At 68.7% G+C, this 16,289-nt stretch carries 14 protein-coding genes; 10 read left to right on the top strand and 4 right to left on the bottom strand.

The annotated features are described in order from the left end of the window. Window positions 1-112 precede the first annotated feature (112 nt). Together DN412_RS25975 and DN412_RS25980 are read left to right on the top strand one after the other, a co-directional pair. The gene (locus DN412_RS25975; RefSeq protein ID WP_115214212.1) at window positions 113-1,261 is read left to right on the top strand and encodes an exonuclease SbcCD subunit D; all 1,149 of its coding nucleotides are present in this window, start codon (window positions 113-115) and stop codon (window positions 1,259-1,261) included. Beyond that, window positions 1,258-4,320, top strand: a complete 3,063-nt coding sequence (locus tag DN412_RS25980; RefSeq protein WP_115214213.1) for an AAA family ATPase — start codon at window positions 1,258-1,260, stop codon at window positions 4,318-4,320. The genes DN412_RS25975 and DN412_RS25980 overlap by 4 nt, the downstream gene beginning before the upstream one ends. Before the next feature lie 21 nt (window positions 4,321-4,341). Here DN412_RS25980 and DN412_RS25985 read toward each other — a convergent pair whose 3' ends face one another. Next, window positions 4,342-4,599: a hypothetical protein gene (locus DN412_RS25985; protein WP_115214214.1), complete on the bottom strand. Its 258-nt coding sequence runs from the start codon at window positions 4,597-4,599 to the stop codon at window positions 4,342-4,344. A gap of 495 nt (window positions 4,600-5,094) precedes the next feature. Here DN412_RS25985 and DN412_RS25990 point away from each other — a divergent pair, with 495 nt between their 5' ends. From DN412_RS25990 to DN412_RS26015, 6 genes are all read left to right on the top strand, one after another. Further along, complete coding sequence (locus DN412_RS25990; protein ID WP_208647659.1) at window positions 5,095-5,757, top strand: 3-oxoacid CoA-transferase subunit A; 663 nt, start codon at window positions 5,095-5,097, stop codon at window positions 5,755-5,757. A gap of 24 nt (window positions 5,758-5,781) precedes the next feature. Next, window positions 5,782-6,423, top strand: coding sequence for a CoA transferase subunit B (locus DN412_RS25995; protein ID WP_115214216.1), 642 nt, complete (start codon window positions 5,782-5,784; stop codon window positions 6,421-6,423). Window positions 6,424-6,472: 49 nt separating this feature from the next. Further along, window positions 6,473-7,675, top strand: a complete 1,203-nt coding sequence (pcaF, locus tag DN412_RS26000; protein ID WP_115214217.1) for a 3-oxoadipyl-CoA thiolase — start codon at window positions 6,473-6,475, stop codon at window positions 7,673-7,675. An 86-nt stretch (window positions 7,676-7,761) separates the two neighbouring features. Continuing rightward, window positions 7,762-8,493, top strand: coding sequence for an SDR family NAD(P)-dependent oxidoreductase (locus tag DN412_RS26005; RefSeq protein WP_078198831.1), 732 nt, complete (start codon window positions 7,762-7,764; stop codon window positions 8,491-8,493). A 193-nt stretch (window positions 8,494-8,686) separates the two neighbouring features. Next, window positions 8,687-9,694 (top strand): Bug family tripartite tricarboxylate transporter substrate binding protein, encoded by a 1,008-nt coding sequence (locus tag DN412_RS26010; protein WP_115214218.1) that lies wholly within the window; start codon window positions 8,687-8,689, stop codon window positions 9,692-9,694. A gap of 243 nt (window positions 9,695-9,937) precedes the next feature. Further along, entirely contained in the window at window positions 9,938-11,119 is a 1,182-nt protein-coding gene (locus tag DN412_RS26015; RefSeq protein WP_115214219.1) for an FIST signal transduction protein, read from the top strand. 15 nt (window positions 11,120-11,134) lie between these two features. Here DN412_RS26015 and DN412_RS26020 read toward each other — a convergent pair whose 3' ends face one another. Next, a complete protein-coding gene (locus DN412_RS26020; protein WP_115214220.1) occupies window positions 11,135-12,181 on the bottom strand; it encodes a phytoene/squalene synthase family protein in 1,047 nt (348 codons plus the stop codon). Between the two features lie 111 nt (window positions 12,182-12,292). Next, a complete protein-coding gene (locus DN412_RS26025; protein WP_115214221.1) occupies window positions 12,293-12,949 on the bottom strand; it encodes a dienelactone hydrolase family protein in 657 nt (218 codons plus the stop codon). Between the two features lie 171 nt (window positions 12,950-13,120). Between DN412_RS26025 and DN412_RS26030 the strand changes: the two genes are divergently transcribed. Beyond that, window positions 13,121-13,606: a SixA phosphatase family protein gene (locus DN412_RS26030; protein WP_115214222.1), complete on the top strand. Its 486-nt coding sequence runs from the start codon at window positions 13,121-13,123 to the stop codon at window positions 13,604-13,606. A gap of 154 nt (window positions 13,607-13,760) precedes the next feature. Then, on the top strand, window positions 13,761-14,687 hold the full coding sequence (locus DN412_RS26035) for a LysR family transcriptional regulator (protein ID WP_115214223.1): 927 nt from the start codon (window positions 13,761-13,763) through the stop codon (window positions 14,685-14,687). A gap of 3 nt (window positions 14,688-14,690) precedes the next feature. Here the strand turns inward: DN412_RS26035 and DN412_RS26040 are convergent, their stop codons facing one another. Further along, window positions 14,691-16,274, bottom strand: coding sequence for an aldehyde dehydrogenase (NADP(+)) (locus DN412_RS26040; RefSeq protein ID WP_115214224.1), 1,584 nt, complete (start codon window positions 16,272-16,274; stop codon window positions 14,691-14,693). Between the last annotated feature and the right edge of the window lie 15 nt (window positions 16,275-16,289).

Here is a 16,289-nt window from a genome sequence, read left to right on the forward strand (position 1 = left end):
GGGGGCGACCGCATGCATGATGCGCGCGCCCGCCTGAACCGCTGCTGAACGGGTGGGCAGGTCGCGAAGCATTATGATGCGGGTTTCGCCCTTTCTTCAACCGGACCCCGGATTGCGCTTTCTTCACACCGCCGACTGGCATCTCGGCCGGCTCTTCCATGCGCGCAGCCTGCTGGAAGACCAGGCCCATATCCTCAACCAGTTTGTCGAACTGGTCCGCACCGAGCGCCCCGATGCCGTGCTGATCGCCGGCGACGTCTACGACCGCGCCGTGCCGCCGCCCGAGGCGGTGGCCTTGCTCGACGACGTGCTGGGCCGCATCGTCATCGACGCCGGCGTGCCGGTGGTGATGATCGCGGGCAATCATGACAGCGCGCAGCGGCTGGAGTTTGGCGCGCGGCTGATGCGCGCGCAGGGCCTGCATGTGGCCGGCCGCACGCTGGCGCAGGCCAGTTGCGTGACCTTGCACGACGCGCATGGCGAAGTGCGCCTTTACGCGCTGCCGTATGCCGAGCCTGCCGTGGTGCGCGATGCGATGGGCACCGAGCTGCTGTCGCATGAAGCCGCGCTGCGCGCGCAACTCGACGCCATCCGCGCGGTGCATCCGCCGGGCGTGCGCGCCGTGGTGGTGGGTCATGCCTTCGTCGTGGGCGGCGCGGCGAGCGAATCGGAACGCCCGCTGTCGGTGGGCGGCAGCGGCGCGGTGGCCGCGGACCTGTTTGCCGGCTTCGACCTGGTGGCGCTGGGCCACCTGCACCGCCCGCAGACGCTGGGCGGCGGGCGCATCCACTATGCGGGTTCGCTGCTGAAGTATTCGCTGTCGGAGTGCGCGCACGACAAGTCGGTGTCGCGCATCGAGCTGGGTGCGGACGGGGCTGTCACCATCACGCCGGTGGCGCTGCAGGCGCTGCGCGACGTGCGGGTGGTGGAAGGCGAGCTGGCACAGGTGCTGGCAGCGGGGGGCGATGATCCGCAACGCGATGACTACATCCACGCGCGGCTCACCGATACCGGTGCGCTGCTGGACCCGATGGCGCGGCTGCGGCAGGTCTATCCCAACGCACTGGCGATCGAGCGCACAGTGCTGGCGCGCACTGGCACGGCTTCGGAGGCCGGGCGCAAGCTGCGGCAACTGGGAACCGGCGAGCTCTTTGCCAATTTCTTTCGCGAAGTGGCGGATGCCGAACTGGACCCGGACCAGCGTGCGATGCTCGACCAGGTGCTGACCGGTATCGCCGCCGCGGACAGGGAGTCGGCATGAGACCGCTGCATTTGACGCTGCAGGCCTTCGGTCCCTTTGCCGCGACCGAGCAGGTCGATTTCACGCGGCTGGGCGAGCAGGCCTTCGTGCTGATCCACGGCCCCACCGGCGCGGGCAAGACCACGCTGCTCGATGCGATCTGCTTTGCGCTGTACGGCGATACCTCCGGCGGCGAGCGCAGTGCGCAGGCCATGCGCAGCGCCAACGCCGCGCCGGCGCTGCGCACCGAGGTGACGCTGGAGTTCAGCCTTGGCGCCCAGCGCTGGCGCGTGGTGCGCTCGCCGGTGCAGGAGCGGCCCAGGCAGCGCGGCGAGGGCTGGGTGACCGAGCCGGCCAAGGCGCAGCTGGACCTGCACGATGGCAATGACTGGGTCAGCAAGGCCAGCCAGCCGGGCAAGGTCAGCGATGCCGTGCGCGACCTGCTGGGCTTCGACAGCGCCCAGTTCCGCCAGGTGATCGTGCTGCCGCAGGGCCGTTTCCGTGAATTGCTGACCGCCAGCTCGCAGGCACGGCAGGCCATACTTGAACGGCTGTTCCGCACCGAGCTGTACCGCCGCGTGGAAGAGCTGCTGAAGGCCGAGGCCGCCGGCATCCGCCGCGATGCCGAGCGCATCACCATCCAGCGCGACGAAGCATTGCGGCAAGCTGGCGTGGAATCGGCGCAGGCGCTGGCGGAAGGCATCGAGGCGCTGCAGGCCGCGTTACTGGCGCTGCAAGGGCAGGAACAAGGCGCGCGGGCCACGCTGGCCGCGGCGCAGACGGCGCTGGGCGCCGGTGAGCAGGTGGCGGCGCGATTGCAGGAACGCCAGCAGGCGCAGGCCGCGCATGCGGCGCTGCTGGCGCGGCAGCCAGCCATGGACGGCGAGCGCGCCCGCTGGCACGCGGCGCAACGGGCCGCGCGTGTCAGGCCGGCCTTGCAGGCATGGCAAGCCGCGCAGCGTGACCAGGCGGGCAGCGCCGCGGCCTTGACGCAGGCGAGCGAACAGGCGGAGCGTGCCACGCAACGGGCCGCGCAAGCGGCGGCGGTCTTGCAGGCGCAAGCGGCGCGCACTGACGCGCGCCAGGAAGCACAGCGGCGCGTTTCCCAGCTGGAAGCAGTGCTGCCACGCGCGCAACAGCTGGGCGCCCTGCTTGGCGCGTTGCGGGCGGCCGAGGCAAAGCAGGTTGCCGCAGCCACCGCGCGCGAACGCGCCGAGGCACAGCTTGCCATGCGACAAGCCGACGCCGTGGCCGCGGAGTCGGCCCTGGCGCAGACCCAGCTTGCCGCCGCGCAGGCACAGACGACGGCATTGCAGCTGGCTGCGTTGCAAGAACGCGCGCGGCAATTCGAACGCTATCGGCAAGCGGCGCACGCGCTGGAAGCCGCGAACGCGCAGGCTGCCAGCAGCGCGGCAGCCGAACAGCAGGCGCTGCGCCGGCGCGACCGTTGTCGCACCGAGCTGGCCGATGTGGAATCCGTCTGGCGCGCCGGGCAGGCCGCGCGCCTGGCCGCAAGCCTGGCCGCGGGTGGTGCCTGCCCCGTATGCGGCAGCACCGCGCATCCGGTGCCGGCACAACACGTGGCGGAGCCGCTGTCAGACCAGGCGCTGGAGGCAGCGCGTCACGCTGCGCTGGAAGCCGAGTCCCATGCGGTGCGCTGCGCTGGCCAGCATCAGGCCGCGCAGGCAGCTATTGCTCAGGCGCGTGAGCGGCGCGACGAGCTGGCCGAGGTATTGGCCGATGTCGGCGAGGAGGCCGCCCGCAACCTGAGCGCGGAGATCCAATCGCTGGAAGCGGCACTGGCCGAAGGCCGGCAAGCGGCGGCAAGCGTCGCGCAACGCGAAGCGGCCATTGGCGCTTGCCGCACGGCGCTTGCAACTGCGCAAGCCGCGCACCGCGATGCCGCCGCCGCAGCCGATACCGCCGCCCAGGCGCTGGCCCACTGCCGTGGCGAATGGCAGGCCAACAGCGCGCAGGTTCCCGAGGATTCACGCGACCCCATTGCGTTGGGCGAAGCGCTGCGCCAGGCGCAAGCCACCCTGGCTACGCTGGAACAAGCGCTGGCCGCTGCGCAGGCGGCCGATCGGCAGGCCGCTGCGGACGCAGCAGGGGCACAGGCCGGACTGGTTTCCGCACAGCAGGCACAGGCGCAGGCTGCTAGCCGCTTGGCCGATGCCGAGGACGTGCTTGGTCAGGCGCTGGCGCTGCAAGGTTTTGCCGATGTGCCGACGCATGCCGCTGCCTGCCTGGGCGACGATGCAATGGAGACGCTCGACGCTACGCTGCGTGCCTTTGATACGCAACTTGCTTCCGCAGCGGAATGGCGCGAGCGCGCCGAGGCCGCCGCGCAAACGCTGGACGCGCCGGACCTGGACGGCCTGCACGCAGCGCGGGATGCGTCGGCAGCCGCGGTGGAAGCCCTGGTCCGCCAACAGGCCGAGCGCGGCCGGTCGCGCGACACGTTGCTGCAATGCCAGCAGCGCCTGCATCAACTGGACGCGCAAGGCCGTGACATCGAAGCCCGCTTCGCCGTACTGGGCCGCCTGGCCGAAGTCGCCAACGGCAACAACCCGCGCCGCATGACCTTCCAGCGCTTCGTGCTGGCCACGCTGCTCGATGAGGTGCTGGAAGCGGCGTCGGCGCGCCTGCTGGCGATGAGCCGCGGCCGCTATGTGCTGCAGCGCGTGCGCGAGCAGGCGGACCAGCGCAGCGCGGGCGGGCTGGACATCGAAGTGTTCGACCACGATACCGGCGCGGCGCGCCCGGCCAACACGCTTTCAGGTGGAGAGGGCTTCCTCGCGTCGCTGTCGCTGGCGCTGGGGCTGGCCGACGTGGTGCAGTCGCGCGCGGGGGGCATCCAGCTCGATACGCTGTTTGTTGACGAGGGCTTTGGCACGCTGGATCCGGAGAGCCTGGACTTCGCCATCCGTACGCTGCTGGACTTGCAGCAGGCTGGCCGGCTGGTCGGGATCATTTCTCACGTCACGGAATTGCGTGAACGCATCGACGTGCGGCTGGAGGTGCGCCCTGGGGTTGGCGGCAGCCGGGTGCTGCTGACGGGCGTGGCCGCAGTAGCCTAGCGCTGCGAGGGCAGCCTCCCGTCAGCAGACGAATACCTGCTGGCAACGAATCGCCATCACCTGTGCCTCAAAGGCGCGGGCGGCTGCCCGGGTCAGGCGCGCACGGCGTGACAGCGCAGGCGTGCGGGATTGCATGTCGGCGCCTGCCGGGGCAGGCGCGGGGGATTGCAGTCGATCCTTGTATGGGTCCACTCCCCACGCCTGCCGCGTGACATGCAGAATGCGCGCAAGCGCCGCTGCATGGGGTGTGGATGAAAACAGGACGTGGGCGGTGGCCATGAAGGGCTCCTCGTTCTTGTTTGTTGCCAGGCTGCCTGCTCAGCCGGGTGGTCCGGTGGCTGCTGTGCGGGCTTGCCTTGTCTGATTCCACAATAGCCCGCGCGGCCCCCGGGCCATATCGAGTGCGAGCCGATTGTGATGTCGGCCCCGACCTACCGTGCCCGCCACCCATGCGCGCTTATCGCACAATCTGATTTGCCGACTGCCCGGTCGGCTTGACCGTCGTCGAGGCGCAGGTGTACTCTGTTCATTCTGCGAATTCAAGTTCGTATATCGAACACATCGGTTGTTTCGATGGTTCCGGTTAACGAACATCTGGTCCATAGTCACAGAAGCAGACCACACGCAGACTGCTGGACTCGTTCACAAGGGTGGCGCCCGCGCTGCCCGCCGCGACGAACATCCTTCCGGCAGGATTACCGGAGACAGCCTTTCATGCGCCGCGTCTTGCGGCCCGCTCCGGTAGCCTGGCGGATCTTCCGACCTGGAACGCAAGTGATCAATAAGCTATACGACACGGTGGAAGCGGCGGTCGCCGGCATCCACGACGGCGCCACCATCCTGATCGGCGGTTTCGGCATGGCAGGCATGCCCGCGGAACTGATCGACGCCCTGATCGCGCAAGGCGCGCGCGACCTGACGATCGTCAACAACAACGCCGGCAACGGCGACACCGGGCTGGCCGCGCTGCTCAAGACCAAGCGCGTGCGCAAGATCATCTGCTCGTTCCCGCGCCAGTCGGATTCCTACGTGTTCGATTCGCTCTACCACGCGGGCGAGATCGAGCTGGAACTGGTGCCGCAGGGCAACCTGGCCGAGCGCATCCGCGCCGCCGGCGCCGGCATCGGCGGCTTCTTCACCCGCACCGCATACGGCACGCCGCTGGCCGAAGGCAAGGAAACGCGCATCATCGACGGCCAGGGCTATGTGTTCGAAACCCCGATCCACGCCGACTTTGCGCTGATCAAGGCCGACACCGCCGACCGCTGGGGCAACCTCACCTACCGCAAGACCGCGCGCAACTTCGGCCCGATCATGGCGATGGCCGCCAAATGCGCCATCGTGCAAGTGAGCCACGTGGTGGCGCTGGGCGAGATGGACCCCGAACACATCGTGACGCCGGGCCTCTTCGTCAAGCGCGTCGTCAAGGTCGCCTGAGCGACAGGTAACAGGAGAATCCAGATGCAACGCCTGACCCGCGATCAGATGGCCGCCCGCGTGGCCAAAGACATTCCCGACGGTGCCGTGGTCAACCTCGGTATCGGCCTGCCGACCCTGGTTGGCAACCACCTGCCCGCAGGCAGGGAAATCCTGCTGCACAGTGAGAACGGCCTGCTCGGCATGGGCCCCGCGCCCGCGCCCGGCGAGGAAGACGGCGACCTGATCAACGCCGGCAAGCAGCCGGTGACGATCAAGCCGGGCGCCTCGTATTTCCATCACGCCGATTCGTTCGCGATGATGCGCGGCGGCCACCTCGACTTCTGCGTGCTGGGTGCGTTCCAGGTCTCCGAGAAGGGCGACCTGGCCAACTGGCACACCGGCGCGCCCGGCGCCATCCCCGCCGTGGGCGGCGCGATGGACCTGGCCATCGGCGCCAAGCAGGTGTTCGTGATGATGGAACACCAGACCAAGCAGGGCGAGAGCAAGATCGTGCCGCAGTGCACCTATCCGCTCACCGGCATCGGCTGCGTGACCCGCATCTACACTGACCTTGCGACCATCGACGTGACCGCCGACGGGCTGGTCGCACGCGACCTGGTCGAGGGGCTGAGCTTTGACGAGCTGCAGCGCCTGACCGGGGTTCCGCTCAAGCAGGCTGCATAAGCCGGGCCAGTGCCCGCGACGACACACACCAAGACGAGAGAGACACACCATGACCGAAGCCTTTATCTGCGACGCCATCCGCACTCCCATCGGCCGCTACGGCGGCAGCCTGTCCGCGGTGCGCCCGGACGACCTCGGTGCGGTGCCGCTGAAGGCGCTGATGGCCCGCAATCCGAACCTGGACTGGAAGGCCATCGATGACGTGATCTACGGCAACGCCAACCAGGCCGGCGAAGACAACCGCAACGTGGCGCGCATGTCGGCGCTGCTGGCCGGCCTGCCGCAGGAAGTGCCGGGCGCCACCATCAACCGTCTGTGCGGCTCGGGCATGGACGCTACCGGCACCGCCGCGCGCGCCATCAAGGCCGGCGAAGCCACCCTGATGATCGCCGGCGGCGTGGAAAGCATGAGCCGCGCCCCGTTCGTGATGGGCAAGGCCACCAGCGCGTTCTCGCGCGATGCGCAGATCTTCGACACCACCATCGGCTGGCGCTTCATCAATCCGGCCATGCGCGCGGCCTACGGCGTGGACTCGATGCCCGAGACCGCCGAGAACGTCGCCACCGATTACAAGATCAGCCGCGAAGACCAGGACCTGATGGCGCTGCGCAGCCAGGAAAAGGCATCGCGCGCACAGGCCGACGGCACGCTGGCGCAGGAAATCACCCCGGTCACCATCGCCCAGAAGAAGGGCGACCCGATCGTGGTCGAGCGCGACGAGCACCCGCGCGCCACCAGCATGGAAGCGCTGGCCAAGCTGCGCGGCGTGGTCCGTCCTGACGGCTCCGTGACCGCCGGCAATGCCTCGGGCGTGAACGACGGCGCCTGCGCGCTGCTGCTGGCCAGCGAAGCCGGCCTCAAGCAGCACGGCCTGACCCCGCGCGCCCGCATCGTCGGCATGGCCACCGCCGGCGTGGCGCCGCGCGTGATGGGCATCGGCCCGGCACCGGCGTCGCAGAAGCTGCTCAGGCAGCTGGGCATGACCATGGACCAGATCGACGTGATCGAGCTGAATGAAGCGTTCGCCGCGCAAGGACTGGCCGTGCTGCGCGAGCTCGGCGTGGCCGATGACGACAAGCGTGTCAACCCGAACGGCGGCGCAATCGCGCTGGGCCACCCGCTGGGCATGAGCGGCGCGCGCCTGGTTACCACCGCGATGTACCAGCTGCACCGCACCGGCGGCCGCTTCGCGCTGTGCACGATGTGCATCGGCGTGGGCCAGGGTATTGCGATGGTGATCGAGCGGGTTTGAGTTAAGCCGATCGAACGCTGACTGGCTCCCTCTCCCGCTTGCGGGAGAGGGAGCCAGTCAGCAGTAGTCTTGAAAGTGAGTCAAAGATGTCCCTTCCCGTAGCCACGCTCGTGACCGGCGCCAGTTCCGGTATCGGCCGCGCCATTTGTGAAATGCTGCTGGCCGATGGCGTGACCCAGGTGGTCAATGTCGACTACGCCGAGCCGGCCTGGTCGCACCCGAACATGACCTTCTTCCAGGCCGACCTGACCGATGCCGAGGCGACCCGCGCCGTGGCCGCGCAGGTGACCTCGCGCTTCGCCGTCACGCGCCTGGTGAACAATGCCGGCGCCACGCGCCCCGGCACCGCCGACACGGCGACCGTCGCCGACCTGGACTACGTGACCGGCCTGCACCTGCAGGCCACCCTGTTGCTGACGCAGGCATGCCTGCCCGCGATGCGCGCCGCCGGTTTCGGCCGCATCGTCAACATGGCCTCGCGCGCCGCGCTGGGCAAGGCCGAGCGCGTGGTGTACTCGGCCACCAAGGCCGGCCTGATCGGCATGACCCGCACGCTGGCGATGGAGCTGGGCGGCGACGGCGTCACCGTCAACGCCGTGGCCCCGGGCCCGATCGCCACCGAACTCTTCCGCAAGAGCAATCCCGAAGGCGCCGAACAGACCAGGCGCATCCTGGCCAGCATTACCGTCAAGCGCATGGGCACGCCGGAGGACGTGGCGCGCGCCGCGCTGTTCTTCCTGTCGCCCGACAACGGCTTTGTCACCGGCCAGGTGCTGTACGTGTGCGGCGGCACCACGCTGGGCGTTGCGCCGGTGTAAAGGCACCCCAGCATTTAAGCATTCAAGAAGAAGAGACGTTAATCAAGCGTCACGCATGGCGGCCCGTGGGCGGGCCGCCCACCGGATGCGCGCATGTGCGCACCATCTGTTCGGGAACGGCAATCACGCCATTCAGCACAATCTCCCGCGGTACCCAATCACCGCCGGAACGATCTACACCGGAGCATTACCGATGAGACAAGATTCCCAGACCTCCACCACGCGCCGCCGCCTGCTTGCCGCTGGCGTGGCGCTGGCCACCACCATCGCCGGCTTTGCCGGTGCGGCCCAAGCGCAGGGCGGCTACCCAACCAAGCCGATCACCCTGATCGTGCCGTTCTCGGCCGGCGGCACCACCGACATCCTGGCCCGTATTGTCGGCCTGCAGCTGGGCAAGGCGCTCGGCCAGCCGGTGGTGATCGACAACCGTCCGGGCGCGGGCGGCAACATCGGCGCCTCGCTGGCCGCCAAGGCCCCGGGCGACGGCTACACGCTGTTCATGGGAACCATCGGCACGCACGCGATCAACCAGTCGCTGTATTCCAAGCTGCCGTATGACCCGGTCAAGGACTTCGCGCCGATCTCCCGCGTGGCGATGGTGCCGAACCTGGTGGTGGTGAATCCCAAGGTGCCGGTCAACAACGTCAAGGAACTGATCGCCTACGTCAAGGCCAACCCGGACAAGCTGTCGTACGGGTCGTCGGGCAGCGGCTCGTCGATGCACCTGTCGGGCGAACTGTTCAACTCGATGACCGGCCTGCACATCCAGCACGTCCCGTACAAGGGCAGCGCCCCGGCCGTGAACGACCTGCTGGGCAACCAGATCGGCCTGATGTTCGACAACATGCCGTCGTCGTACCCGCACGTGAAGGCGGGCAAGCTGCGTGCCATCGCCGTGACCTCGGCCAAGCGCTCGCCGGCGCTGCCGAACGTGCCGACCGTGGCTGAATCGGGCGTGCCGGGCTATGAAGCCACCTCGTGGTTCGCGCTGTACGCCACGGGCGGCACGCCGCAGCCCATCGTCGACCGCCTGAACGCCGAACTGGTGAAGATCCTGGCCATGCCGGAAGTGAAGAAGCAGATGGCCGACCAGGGTGCCGAACCCAATCCGGAAAAGCCGGCCCAGCTGGCGGCGTTCATGAAGTCGGAAACGGCCAAGTGGGCGAAGGTGGTGAAGGCTTCGGGCGCTACGGTGGATTGAAGACAGGTTGCCGTATGCCACGGCATGTCGCGCCAGCGATGTGCCGGCATGGAAAGCCCCTCGGCGTTGCTGCCCGAGGGGCTTTTTTCATGGTTGCGCGCATATCCGAGGCTGCACTTCCCGGTGCCCCGCCCTGCGTCACCCGAATGATTGGGTTTGGGGGCAGGGGAACGCGAACTGCCTGAACACCCGTTCCCGGCCAGGGTCCAATGGATGTCGCCAGGCCGGACCGGGAGCAACGCCATGCATGACCTGACCTTCGTTCACGCTGACGCGGCCCATGTCGAATGGCAGGTCGCGCTGGCCGACTGCCAGCGCCAGCTGGACACGCAGGACTTCCTGCGCCAGGCGCGGCTGGATCACGCGCCGCCGCTCACGCTTGGCTGGTGTTACCTGAGCGACTACTACGCGCTGGCCGCCGAGGCAATACTTGCCGCGTTGCAGCAGAACTGGCCCGGCGTGTCGTGGGTCGGCGCGGTCGGCGTGGGAGTGTCGGCCAGCGGCGTGGAGTACATCGACAAGCCCGCCATGGTGCTGATGGCGGCGCCGCTTCCGCGCGAGTCCTTCCAGCTGTTCTCGGGGCGCCAGCCCTTGCCCTCCGCGTCTTCCGGCTTCCATCCCCATACCGCGCTGGTGCATGCCGAGGGCAGCACACCGGATGTGCAGGAGCTGCTGCGCGAGCTGAGCGCGCGCACGGCCACTGGCTACCTGTTCGGCGGCTTGTCGTCCGCACGCAACCGTACCTTGCACATTGCGGACGGCGTCTTCTCCGGCGGGTTGTCGGGCGTCTTGTTCGGACCCGAGGTGGAGCTGGTTTCCCGCGTCACGCAGGGCTGCCAGCCGATCGGGCCGGTGCGCGCCGTGACGCGCAGCGATCACAACCTGCTGTTCGAGCTGGATGGCAAGCCGGCCCTGGATTGCATCCTGCATGACCTGGGCGTCGAACGCGACGCTCCGGTGGAGACCATGGCGGACGCACTCTCCGGAACGCTGGCGGGCCTGAATTCAGCCGCCGACGATGCCCCGGTCCTGCCCGGGAGGTTTGGCGCCGATACGCTGGTGCGCCACCTGATCGGCCTGGATGTGCAGCATCGCGTGCTGGCGCTGGCCGACATGGTCGCGCCCGGCATGCGGCTGGCCTTCTGCGAGCGCAATGCCGCCGCCGCGCGCGCGGACCTGGTGCGCGTCGCCACCGAAATCCGCACGGAGATCGAACACGGCGGCCGCGGCAGCGCACGTGGCGCGCTCTATATCAGCTGCTCGGGCAGGGGCGGGCCGCATTTCGGCGCGCCGCACGCCGAACTCCAGACCGTGCGCCAGGCGCTGGGCGACCTGCCGCTGGCTGGCTTCTTTGCCGGCGGCGAGATCGCAAGGGATCACCTCTACGGCTATACGGGCGTGCTGACGGTGTTCACCGGCCACTGAACCGGCCTGCAGGCGTCAGCGGACGACGGCGTCGATGCTGCGCACCTGGCGCGCAAACCAGGCGCGCAGCAGACTGTTCGAAAGCACCATGGGCAGCGAATACGCAAGGATCCGGTAGACCTGGCTGCGCGGCACCCTGGACGCCCGGGCGCAGTCCAGCCAGTTGTCGTTGCGCACCAGCAGCAGCAAGGTCTCCATGCCGATCAGGATGGGCCACAGGCATGCCAGCCGAAGCCGGATGAAGCGCGGCGGGATCGCCAGCGTGTAGGCCATCGCCTCGTGGAAGTGCTCGAGCGTCTTGCGCACGAGCTCGCGCATCATGGCGCGCGCGCGCAGCGAGGCGCCGGGCAGCAGCAGGTCCTGCGGGCTCAAGCCATGCTGGTGCAGCATCGTGGCCGGCAGATAGCAGCGGCCGATGCGCAGGTCCTTGCCGCAGTCGCGCAGGACATTGGTCATCTGCAGGGCCTTGCCGAAGCGAACCCCGCGGCGCAGCATGGCGTCGGGCTCGCCGATCGCGCCAGGCATGTGGGCGGCAGTCATGCTGGTCCAGAACTCGCCCACGCATCCGGCGACCAGGTACGTGTAACGGTCAAGCTCTTCCGGTTCGCGCAGCGCGACGATGCGGCCCGTACGTTCATCGGGGAAGGTGCGCAAGTCGAACTCCATGCCTTCGGTCAGGGTCGACACGATCTGCCGTACCGCTTGCCGGTCATCGGGGTCCAGCTGCGCCAGCACCGCCAGCGCAGGGCCCAGTGATTCAAGCAGGATGCGCTCATCCGACTGTTCCTGCTGGCCCGCCACCTCTGTTGCAATGCTGGCGGCCAGCGCCGCGTCGGCCGCCGCACCGTTGACCTGGTCGCGCAATGACAACAGCAACGCCAGCCGTCGTTCAGGCGGGATCAGCGAGGTATCGGCAATCGTGTCCGCGGCACGCGCCAGCAGATAGGCCAGGCCGACCGGATCGCGCATCCGGGCGGGCAGCACGCGCAGCGTGAGGTAGAACGAACGCGAGACGCCTTTGAGCAGCGGACCGAGGAGGAACGCCCGGCTGGGTTCGCGCATGGGTGGTGTCCTGTTCCCTGAGAGGTTTGCGAAAGTGACATTGCCCGGGTGGCCGTCAGGCCGGGCCCGGGCATTGTACCTTCGACGCCAGGGGCAGATTGCAGGCCCTGGTCAGGGCGAGTCTTTGCCGAGATAACGCTCAAACCACTGTGCGGCCAGGCGAGCGACCGATTCCAGTGCGCCGGGCTCCTCGAACAAATGGGAGGCGCCGGGCACGATCACCAGTTTCTTGGTGCATGTCAGCTGGGCATAGGCCGACTCATTGCGTTCAAGGACGCTCACATCCAGCCCGCCGATGATCAGCATGGTGGGCGCAAGCAGCTTCGCAAGGGCGTCGGGACCCGCCAGGTCGACCCTGCCCCCGCGCGAAACGACGGCGTGTATAGGGATTGGCGACTGGCACGCGGCACGGATCGACGCGGCGCCACCAACGCTGGCGCCGAAGTAGCCGAACCGCTGTGGCACGGCTTGCTGCCGCGCCACCCAGCTTGTCGTCTGTGCCAGCCGTGTCGCCAGGAGCTCGACGTCGAAGCGGATGGCCTGCACCTGGTCTTCCTCCGGCAGGAGCAGGTCCATCAGCAGCGTTGCCATGCCGCAGCGATTGAGCTCTGCGGCCACATGTCGATTACGCGGGCTATGTCGGGAACTGCCCGTGCCGTGCGCAAACAATACCAACGCGACTGCGCCTGGCGGTAACGTGAGTATGCCTTGCAGATCCACGCCGCCTGCGGGGATTACAACCTCGATAACATCAGAATTGCCCTGCATGGCGCTGCCCTCCGACAGATGGTGCTTTGACGTTTAGCGCGTTGCAATCGCACCCATCCCAGTCCACTATAGGGCGGGCAAAGCGGGGGGCAAAGCGGCGATACCAGCCGCGGTCTGCCAGTTCGCAGATGCGCGAAATCGACAACCATCCCGATGGATCAGGAGGGACCCATGAAGACCCTGTTTCTCGTCCGGCATGCCAAGTCAAGTCGCGATGATCCGTCCCTGCCCGACCGTGAGCGCCCCCTGGATGACCGTGGCCGGCAAGACGCCCCGGAAATGGGCCGGCGCCTGGCCGGCCGCAAGGTGAAGCCCGACCAGATCGTGTCGAGTCCGGCCGTGCGCGCACTGACCACGGCACAGCTGATCGCCGACGAGCTTGGCTATGAACACCAGGACATCGTGATCGATGACCGGCTGTACGCCAGCAGCGCTGATGCGCTGCTGGCCGTCATCCATGCGCTCGACAAGAAGCTTGGCAGCGTGATGCTGTTCGGTCACAACCCCGAGTTCACTGACCTCGCGCATCGCTTGTCGGGCGAGATCACCGACATGCCTACCTGCGCCGTCGCCAGATTCCGCTTCGACACGAAGGCGTGGGAGGATGTCGGCGACATCACCCCGGCGAAAGTCACGCTGGACTCGCCGAAGAAGTAATCCAATGTCCGCCGCCGTGGCTGCGGCAACCCCAAGGCCAGGGCTCACGGGTCATGCGGTGATAGCTCCGACTTGACCATCCGGTGCGAAGCGATAAGAATTTGTGATCGCAGGCGCAAGCCCGCTCACGCTTCTCTGCCCCTCGCCCCAGTCCATGATCCCACCCGTCAGCACCCTCCACGGCCGCCTGAAGATGCAGCACCTACGCCTGCTGCTGGCGGTGGAGGAGCGCGGTTCGCTGCGCCAGGCCGCCGAGGCGCTGACGCTGACGCAGCCCGCGGTCAGCAAGATGCTGCAGGACATGGAAGACCTGCTCGGCGTGCCGCTGTTCGAGCGCCACGCGCGCGGCCTGCGGGCCACGCGCTTCGGGCTGGCGGCGACGCGCTACGCACGGCTGGTGTTTGCCGACATGGGCGGGCTGCGCGACGAGCTGGTGGCGCTGGAGTCCGGCAAGATCGGCCGCGTGCGGGTCGGCGCGGTGATGGCGCCCACGCCGGGGCTGCTTGCCGATGTGATCCGCCAGCTCAATCGCGATCATCCGCGGCTGGAGGTGGCGGTGCATGTGGAGACCAGCGACGTGCTGATGCCGCAGCTTGAGCGTGACCAGCTCGATATCGTGCTGGGACGCGTGCCGGATGGCTGGGACAGCAGCGGGCTGGCGTTCGAGCAGCTCGGCGACGAGGGCCTGGCCATCGTGGTCGGGCCGCAGCACCCGCTGGCGCGCCGGCGCAAGCTGTCGTTCGAGGAACTGACGCGCTACCCGTGGATCATGCAGCCTCGCCCCAGCCCGATGCGCGCGCTGATCGATCGTTCCTTCGAGGATGCCGGGGTGCCGGCGCCGCCGTCGACCATCGAGACCGCGGCGGTGCTGATGACGACGTCGTTGCTGGCGGACAGCGAGCTGATTGCGGTGCTGCCGGAATCGGTCGCCGCCTACTATGGCCGGCTTGGCGCGCTGGCGGTGTTGCCGCTGCCCCTGCCGCGCAAGCTGGGCCCCTATGGCATCGTCACGCGGCGGGGCCGCCCGCCGACCGCATCGATGAGCCTGCTGATCGATGCGTTGCGGGCGTTGTCGGGGTGAGCCTCAGCCGGGCGTGCCTTGCGGCTTGCCGTCGAGGCGCCACGCGTGGCGCTGCGGGCTGTCCGGACGCAGCGATGCAGGCAGCAGGCCAGCCGGCATGTCCTGGTAGCTGACCGGGCGCAGGAAGCGCGCGATGGCGAGGCTGCCGACCGACGTGCTGCGGCCATCCGAGGTCGCCGGCCAGGGGCCGCCATGCACCATCGCATGCCCGACCTCCACGCCCGTGCCGAAGCCATTGACCAGGATGCGTCCCGCCAGGCGTTCCAGCGCGGGCAGGAAGGTGCGGGCCGCGTCGTGGTCGGCATCGTCGATATGGAGCGCGGCGGTCAGCTGGCCCTCCAGTGCGTCGATGACGCGCCGCATCTCGGTGAGGTCGCGGCAGCGCACGACCAGCGACGCGGCGCCGAAGACTTCGTGGCGCAGCGCTTCGTCGGCCAGGAAGGCACCGGCGTCGGTGGCAAACAGCGCGGCCTGTCCCTGCGCAGCCGATCCCGCGATGCCACGCGCAACGGTCTGCACTTGCGCATGGCTGGCGAGCGTATCGACCCCGGCGCAATAGGCACGACGGATGCCGGGTGTCAGCATCGTCGCCGCGGGCAATGCGCCCAGCCGCGCCGACGCGGCTTGCAGGAAGCGATCCAGGCCGTCCCCCGCAAGCGCCAGTACCAGGCCGGGATTGGTGCAGAACTGCCCCGCGCCCAGCGTCAGCGAATCGGCGAAGGCCGTGCCGATGGCTTCGGCGCGGTTGGCGAGTGCGTGCGGGAACAGCAGCACCGGGTTGATGCTGCTCATCTCGGCGAATACGGGGATCGGTTCGGACCGTGCGGCCGCGATCGCCATCAGCGCCATGCCGCCGGCGCGCGAGCCGGTGAAGCCGACTGCCTTGATGCGCGGGTCGGCCACCAGCCCTTGCCCGACCTCCAGCCCGGCATCGAACAGCAGGGCGAAGGTGCCTTCGGGCAGGTCCATGTCGTCGACGGCCTGGCGGATGGCGCGGCCGACCAGTTCCGATGTACCCGGGTGCGCCGGATGTGCCTTGACGATGACGGGGCAGCCCGCGGCCAGGGCCGAGGCGGTGTCGCCGCCGGCCACCGAGAAGGCCAGCGGGAAATTGCTGGCGCCGAAGACCGCCACCGGGCCCAGCGGGATGTGGCGCAGACGCAGGTCGGGGCGCGGCAGCGGCTTGCGTTCGGGCTGGGCCGGATCGACGCGCAGTTCGAGGAAGTCGCCCTTGCGCAGCAGGCTTGCGAACATGCGCAACTGCCCAACGGTGCGGCCGCGCTCGCCTTCGATGCGCGCGCGCGGCAGGCCGGATTCGCTGGTGCAGCGGTCGATCAGGGCATCGCCCAGCGCCAGGAGGTTGGCGGCGATGGCCTCGAGGAAATCGGCGCGCCGCTCGGGCGTGGTCTCGCGGTAGGCGTCGAAGGCCTGCCACGCCAGTGCGCAGGCCTGGTCGAGCTGCGCGGGGGTGGCGCCGCCGAAGGCCGGTTCGAGCGTGGCGCCGCTGGCCGCGTCGATGGCGTGGATGGTGCCGTTGGTGCCGCGTTCCGCGCGGCGGCCGATCAGGAGCTCGCCTGAGAGAGTCATGCCTTGTCCTTTCGA

Origin of the sequence: Cupriavidus lacunae (assembly GCF_003353055.1) — a bacterium.
In the GTDB taxonomy this organism is placed as follows: domain Bacteria; phylum Pseudomonadota; class Gammaproteobacteria; order Burkholderiales; family Burkholderiaceae; genus Cupriavidus; species Cupriavidus lacunae.